The following is a 6,812-nucleotide window of genomic DNA, read 5'->3' on the forward strand; positions in this document are numbered from 1 at the left end:
ATTCGGTGACAATATCCGCTCGTTTTTTGCCATTTTGGTATAACATTACCCTCTGTTTTTTAAATTCATTACTAAAACTGCGTTTTTCTCTTCTTGAAATGAGATTTGTCATTGTTGGTTCCTTTTGTTTTTTGGTTATCATAACAATGACCTTATTAAACTGGTACTAATTAGTGTAGCCTGTCCAAGGGATAATAAGCTGAAAAACAGGGTATTATTACATCCTGTGTGTCATACTAAAGTTCATGCGCTAAAGTTAGACGTATTGAAACCGACTTAGCAATAAGTTAATAGAAAGGCTTGAGCTGTATGCGGAGAAATTCGCTCGTACAGTTCTTAGGGGGCGGCGACACAGTAATGTGTCGTTGCTACCCGACTTTAGTCATTGATTACTTAATTAAAATAGCGCCCTTAAGGCGCTATTTTTTTATCAACGCTAAAATACTATTTGTGCCACTGTAATTAAATATGAATACGATGATAATAATTAAATATTATGGGTCATTATTCGATATAATTAAACGGAAATATAATTCGTATTGATTAATACAATTGGTGTAATTTAGTCATTATCAGGGTTAAAATGATTAAAAAAGCAATATGAGCAATGATTAGAGATTATCTATGGAACAACAAAACATAATTATGACAACAAAGTCGCCTATTATAGGTCGTATTCACTCTTTCGAATCTTTCGGTACTGTAGATGGTCCTGGGATTCGTTTTATTGTTTTTTTTCAGGGGTGCTTAATGCGCTGCTTGTATTGCCATAATCGCGATACGTGGGATTTAAAAGCAGGTCGAGAAGTTACCGTTGATGAGTTGATGAAAGAGATTGTTTCTTACAAAAGCTTCATTATGCCAAATGGTGGTGGTGTAACGGCCTCTGGTGGTGAAGCAACTTTACAAGCTGAATTTGTTACTCAATGGTTTAGAGCTTGCCATCAAGAGGGTATTAGTACCTGTTTAGATACTAATGGGTATGCTAGGCAGCTCGATCATATAATGGATGAACTTTTAGAAGTCACTGATTTAGTGATGCTCGATTTAAAACAGGTCAATGATGAAATTCATCAAAAACTAGTTGGTGTGCCTAATAAACGTGTTCTAGAATTTGCTAAACATCTACAAAAAATTAACAAAAGAACTTGGATACGTTATGTGGTTGTACCAGGATGGACTGATGATGATGATTCCGCTCATTTACTCGGTAAATTCATTCAAGGAATGGATAATATTGAGCGCGTAGAATTATTAGCTTATCACAAATTAGGGGCTTATAAATGGGACACGCTTGGTGACGAATATAAATTGGCTGGCGTTGAGGCACCGCCAAGAGAAACCATGGACAGGATCCAAGGCATTTTAGAATCTTATGGCCATTATGTCACCTTCAGTAAATAAAATAAAAGGCATATGAATGATCATATGCCTTCCATCTGCGGTTTTCACCATATTATTTTTCGCTTTATTGCTCGTAAAACAAAAAGGCAACCTTCTAAAGCAAGAACACAAACTGACGACCAAATAAGCCCATATGAGACAATGTGTTCAGGCGAAATTGATTCATGTAAAAATAAGGCAGAGACAATAGTAAGTAATACTGGCTCTACATAGCCAAGTAAACCAAACAAACCCATTGGTAATAGTCGTCTTGCCATAAAATACATCGCAAATGCTAGTGCGGTTATTATGCCCAATATTGGAATATATAGATGGAAATGGATAAGATCATCAAGTATCTTGTTAACACGATGACTTATTAAAAAGTAGCCTAAGCAACCTAAGAAAATAAAAAAGAAGTCAGAAAATGTACCTGCAATACCTTCTATTTGCAACTTACGCCGAACCATGAAGTAAATAGGGTAACCTAATGCAATAACGGCAGTTTCCCATGAAAATGCTTGGGTCATATAGATTTCAATAATAACGCCTAATACCGCCAGTCCAACTGATATTTTTTGTAAAAAACTTAACTTTTCTTGGTAGACGAGCTGCCCAATAATTACCATGGTTAATGGTAATAAAAAATACCCTAGTGATGCCGATAATCCGTGCCCATTAAGGGGAGCCCAAATAAAAATCAACATTTGTATTGTTAGCAGTAATGAAGAGAATAATAGTCCAATAAGCAACGATGGTTGCTGCTTAATTCGTGTTAGTAGCATTGCAATTTCAGGCCACTGTTTTTCTATAGAAATAAGAACAATAATAGCAGGAAAAGAAGTTAATAATCGCCAACAGAAAATATCAATAACGGATAACGGTTGTAATAAAACAGGATAGTAATAAAGTAAACCAAAAAGGCATGACGCCAGTATCGAAAGTGTAATGCCTTTTATCATTTTTCCACCTTAATTAATAAAAAAATAGCGCTAATTATTAGCGCTATTGTATGTGTAATGTCCAGTTTTATCCGATAAACTCAACGCCATTCATATAAGGAATTAAGACGGATGGGATTTTAATTGTTCCATCTGCCTGTTGGTAGTTTTCCATAATGGCAACCAGTGTGCGACCAACCGCTAATCCTGAACCATTTAAAGTATGAACTAAATAAGTTTTATTATCGGCCTTATTACGGTAACGAGCTTGCATGCGACGTGCTTGGAAATCCCACATATTAGAGCAAGAAGAGATCTCACGATAAGTATTTTGCGCTGGAACCCAAACTTCAAGATCGTAAGTTTTACATGAACCAAAGCCCATATCGCCAGTGCATAACACAATTTTTCGATATGGTAATTCAAGTAATTGTAGAACTTTTTCCGCATGGGCAGTAAGTTCTTCTAATGCTTGCATAGATTCTTCAGGCTTAACAATTTGAACCAATTCGACTTTATCAAATTGATGCATACGAATTAATCCGCGAGTATCTTTACCATAAGATCCTGCTTCAGAGCGGAAGCACGGCGTATGTGCTGTCATTTTTAATGGTAATACGCTTTCATCAAGAATTTCATCACGCACGAGATTGGTTACAGGCACTTCAGCAGTTGGAATTAATGCATAATTGCTGCTTTCTGTTTCTTCATCTAGCGGTTTAGTATGAAATAAATCACCCGCAAACTTCGGCAATTGTCCTGTGCCAAAAAGCGTTGTCTGATTTACCAAATACGGCACATAAATCTCGGCATAACCATGTTGTTCAGTGTGCAAATCTAACATAAATTGAGTTATAGCTCGATGTAAGCGTGCTATTTGTGATTTCATCACGACAAAACGTGCACCGGTTAGCTTTACTCCTGCTGCGAAATCTAGCCCACCAAAGCGCTCGCCCAATGCAACATGATCTTGAATCGGGAAATCAAACGTTCGTGGGGTTCCAAAGCGAGAAATTTCTATATTGTCATTTTCATCTTTGCCATCAGGAACGGAGTCATCAGGAATATTAGGAATAGTAGAAGCTATATCTTTAATTTGGTTAAGTAAGATATCAAGCTCAGCTTTAGCGCTATTAAGTTTTTCACCAAGCTTATTCACTTCTTCACGTACAGCTGAGATATCCTCGCCTCGTGCTTTAGCTTCACCAATTGCCTTTGAGCGAGCATTACGCTCAGCTTGCAAATTCTCGGTTTCAACTTGTAATACTTTGCGTTTTTCTTCTAGTTGACGGATAGTATCAACATCTAATTTAAATCCACGGCGTGCTAATTTATTAGCAACAAGATCAAGTTCATTTCGGAGTAAATTCGGATCCAACATAAATAATGTCCATTATTATTAATTAAGTAATATTTTCACTTCATTATTATTCTAATATAGATAACAGAACATATAAATCAAAAAGTGGGTAATTACATATATTAAAATTTGTGAACTTAGTATACTAGAATTATATTGGTATTCAACCAAAATGGCGCACCCGAAGGGATTCGAACCCCTGACCGCTCGGTTCGAAGCCGAGTGCTCTATCCAGCTGAGCTACGGATGCATGTAAACTCATGAAAAAGTGGTGCATCCGAAGGGATTCGAACCCCTGACCGCCCGGTTCGTAGCCGGGTACTCTATCCAGCTGAGCTACGGATGCATTTTGAATTTATTAAAATGGTGCATCCGAAGGGATTCGAACCCCTGACCGCCCGGTTCGTAGCCGGGTACTCTATCCAGCTGAGCTACGGATGCATATTTTAATTTCAAATGGCGGTGAGAGAGGGATTCGAACCCTCGATGCAGCTTTTGACCGCATACTCCCTTAGCAGGGGAGCGCCTTCAGCCTCTCGGCCATCTCACCGAAACATTATGATTTCGCTTTAGCAACAAAATCATAATGTGTGGCGCACATATTACGGTTTACAAAAAATAAGTCAAACATTTTTTTGTTTATGTGCGCTTAATTGTTTATTTCCTACCCAATATCACCCCATTGGCTTGGATAATTCATCATTTGTCTCTTTTGACTGATGAATCTTGTTATATATCTCTTCCCTATGAATTGAAACTTCTTTAGGGGCATTGATACCAATTCTGACTTGATTACCTTTAACACCTAAAATAGTAATGACTACATCATCACCAATAATTAGTGTTTCACCTACTCTCCTAGTTAAAATTAACATTCGATCTCCTAATATCAGTTAAGTATATATCTAAACAATTTTTAAGATATAGCTTCGCTAGCCTTCTATCAGTAAGATAAAATTTTGCAGAAAAAACTCTAATATTTAACTAATAAATAATCGAGCATATCTGGACTAACTTGCCTGTAATTTATTACTGATTTCCTTTTTTACAGAAGATAACGCTTCTGGTAACGCTGAAAGATCCATTCCACCTGCTTGAGCAAAATCAGGTCGCCCACCACCTTTACCACCTACCTTTAACGCTAATTGAGAAACTAATTCACCAGCTTTAACTACACCGATTAAATCATTGGTGACTCCAGCAGCTAAATTGATTTTGCCATCATTAACGGCCGCTAAAACAATTACGCCTGTTTTCAATTGATTTTTTAGATCGTCAATCATAGTGCGCAATAATTTTGCTTCGACATTATCAAGTTTAGCAATTAGTAAATTTGTACTATTGATTTTTTCGCATTGATTAAGCAATTGCGCACTATCTTGGCTCGCTTTTTGTGCTTTTAATTGCTCAATTATTTTTTCAAGCTGTTTAGTTTGTTCAAACAGTTGCTCAATACGGTTTAAAACAGCAGACTTATCGCTTTTAACTACTTGTCCAATCTGAGTTAATAAATTAGACTCATGATGGATCAGATCCATTGCATTTTGTCCTGAGGTTGCCTCAATACGGCGCACGCCAGATGCGATACTTGATTCGGATATTATTTTAAATAAACCAATATCACCCGTTCTATCTACATGAGTACCACCACAAAGCTCAATTGAAAAATCACCCATTGTAAGAACTCTAACAATATCTTCATATTTTTCACCAAATAAAGCCATAGCGCCTTTATCTTTGGCTTTATCAATTGGCATTAGTTCAATCTCTACAGGTAAATTGTGGCGAATCTGTTGATTAACCAAATTCTCTATCTCAATAATTTGTTCTGGCGTAATAGCTTGATTATGCGAAAAGTCAAAACGCAGATAACTATCATTAACTAAAGACCCTTTTTGATGAACATGATTACCTAAAACATGTTGCAACGCAGCTTGTAACAAATGTGTAGCTGAATGATTACGACGAATACGCTCACGTAACTCCACATCAATTGCAGCAGTAACATTATCGCCAACTTTTAAAGAACCTTTAATTATTTTACCTATATGACCAATACTTTTGCCGTATTTTTGACTATCTAAAACAGTAAATTCAACATTTGCTGCTGTTAATAATCCTTTATCGCCAATTTGACCACCAGACTCGCCATAAAATGGTGTCTTATCTAAAATGACAATAGCATCATCGCCAGAATTAACACTTTCAACTTTTTGACCATCTTTAAATATAGCGATAACTTTTCCTGATGATTCTGTTTCTTGGTAGCCTAAAAATTCTGTTTTATCATCAAGTTTGATAACATTACTATAATCAACATTAAAAGAGCTTGATTCACGGGCTCGCTTACGTTGCTCTTCCATGCATAAATTAAAGCCAATTTCATCAACAGTAATATTTTTTTCACGACATACATCAGCAGTTAAATCTAAAGGAAAACCGTAAGTATCGTAAAGTTTAAATGCAATATCTCCAGGTAAAATGTTTCCCGTTATTTTAGTTAATTCTTGATCAAGTAAAAACAATCCTCGTTCTAGTGTCTTTAAAAATTGCTCTTCCTCAATTTTGAGTGCGTCTTCGACCAACTTCTGGTTTTGTCCTAATTCAATTGCAGCACTTCCCATTACTTCAATTAATGGTTTAACAAGTTTATAGAAGAAAATATCTTTGGCGCCTAACATATGTCCATGGCGTACAGCACGTCGAATAATACGGCGTAATACATAACCACGACCTTCATTAGATGGAAGTACACCATCAGAAATTAAAAATGCGCAAGATCGAATATGATCGGCAATGACTCGTAAAGATTTACTTTCCAAATCTTTAGTTTGAATAATTTTAGCTACATCGTGAATTAATTTTTTAAATAAATCAATTTCATAATTAGAATTAACATGCTGAAGCACCGCTGCAATACGCTCAAGCCCCATACCTGTATCAACTGATGGCTTAGGCAATAGTTCCATTGTACCGTCAGGGCATCGGTTAAATTGCATAAAGACAATATTCCAAATTTCTATATATCGGTCACCATCTTCTTCAGCGCTTCCAGGAGGGCCACCCCAAAGATGATCGCCATGATCATAGAAAATTTCAGTACAAGGACCACAAGGACCTGTATCGCC

5 protein-coding genes and 4 tRNA genes are annotated in these 6,812 nt (G+C 36.5%); 1 reads left to right on the forward strand and 8 read right to left on the reverse strand.

Annotated features, from left to right (window positions below; translation table 11 throughout):
- Window positions 1–624: 624 nt before the first annotated feature.
- Window positions 625–1,404: a pyruvate formate lyase 1-activating protein gene (pflA, locus tag A9G30_RS05440; protein ID WP_218057015.1), complete on the forward strand. Its 780-nt coding sequence runs from the start codon at window positions 625–627 to the stop codon at window positions 1,402–1,404.
- Between the two features lie 44 nt (window positions 1,405–1,448).
- Here the strand turns inward: pflA and rarD are convergent, their stop codons facing one another.
- The 8 genes from rarD to alaS all read right to left on the reverse strand — a co-directional run.
- Entirely contained in the window at window positions 1,449–2,345 is an 897-nt protein-coding gene (gene rarD / locus A9G30_RS05445) for an EamA family transporter RarD (RefSeq protein WP_065588294.1), read from the reverse strand.
- A 67-nt stretch (window positions 2,346–2,412) separates the two neighbouring features.
- A complete protein-coding gene (gene serS / locus A9G30_RS05450; RefSeq protein WP_065588295.1) occupies window positions 2,413–3,705 on the reverse strand; it encodes a serine--tRNA ligase in 1,293 nt (430 codons plus the stop codon).
- Window positions 3,706–3,857: 152 nt separating this feature from the next.
- Window positions 3,858–3,934, reverse strand: a tRNA-Arg gene (locus tag A9G30_RS05455).
- 19 nt (window positions 3,935–3,953) lie between these two features.
- Window positions 3,954–4,030 (reverse strand) — tRNA-Arg (locus A9G30_RS05460).
- A gap of 18 nt (window positions 4,031–4,048) precedes the next feature.
- Window positions 4,049–4,125: transfer RNA gene (locus A9G30_RS05465), tRNA-Arg, on the reverse strand.
- A 16-nt stretch (window positions 4,126–4,141) separates the two neighbouring features.
- Window positions 4,142–4,234 (reverse strand) — tRNA-Ser (locus A9G30_RS05470).
- 124 nt (window positions 4,235–4,358) lie between these two features.
- Complete coding sequence (csrA, locus tag A9G30_RS05475; protein ID WP_065567772.1) at window positions 4,359–4,559, reverse strand: carbon storage regulator CsrA; 201 nt, start codon at window positions 4,557–4,559, stop codon at window positions 4,359–4,361.
- A 135-nt stretch (window positions 4,560–4,694) separates the two neighbouring features.
- A partial coding sequence (gene alaS, locus A9G30_RS05480) for an alanine--tRNA ligase (protein WP_065588296.1) occupies window positions 4,695–6,812 on the reverse strand: 2,118 nt, incomplete at its 5' end.

The sequence above is a fragment of the Gilliamella sp. Fer4-1 genome (assembly GCF_001690515.1).
In the GTDB taxonomy this organism is placed as follows: Bacteria; Pseudomonadota; Gammaproteobacteria; order Enterobacterales; family Orbaceae; genus Gilliamella; species Gilliamella apicola_C.

Coding starts and splice junctions, on each gene's coding strand:
- pflA (WP_218057015.1), top strand. CDS start 625: ATGGAACAACAAAACATAATTATGACAACAAAGTCGCCTATTATAGGT.
- rarD (WP_065588294.1), bottom strand. CDS start 2,345: ATGATAAAAGGCATTACACTTTCGATACTGGCGTCATGCCTTTTTGGT.
- serS (WP_065588295.1), bottom strand. CDS start 3,705: ATGTTGGATCCGAATTTACTCCGAAATGAACTTGATCTTGTTGCTAAT.
- csrA (WP_065567772.1), bottom strand. CDS start 4,559: ATGTTAATTTTAACTAGGAGAGTAGGTGAAACACTAATTATTGGTGAT.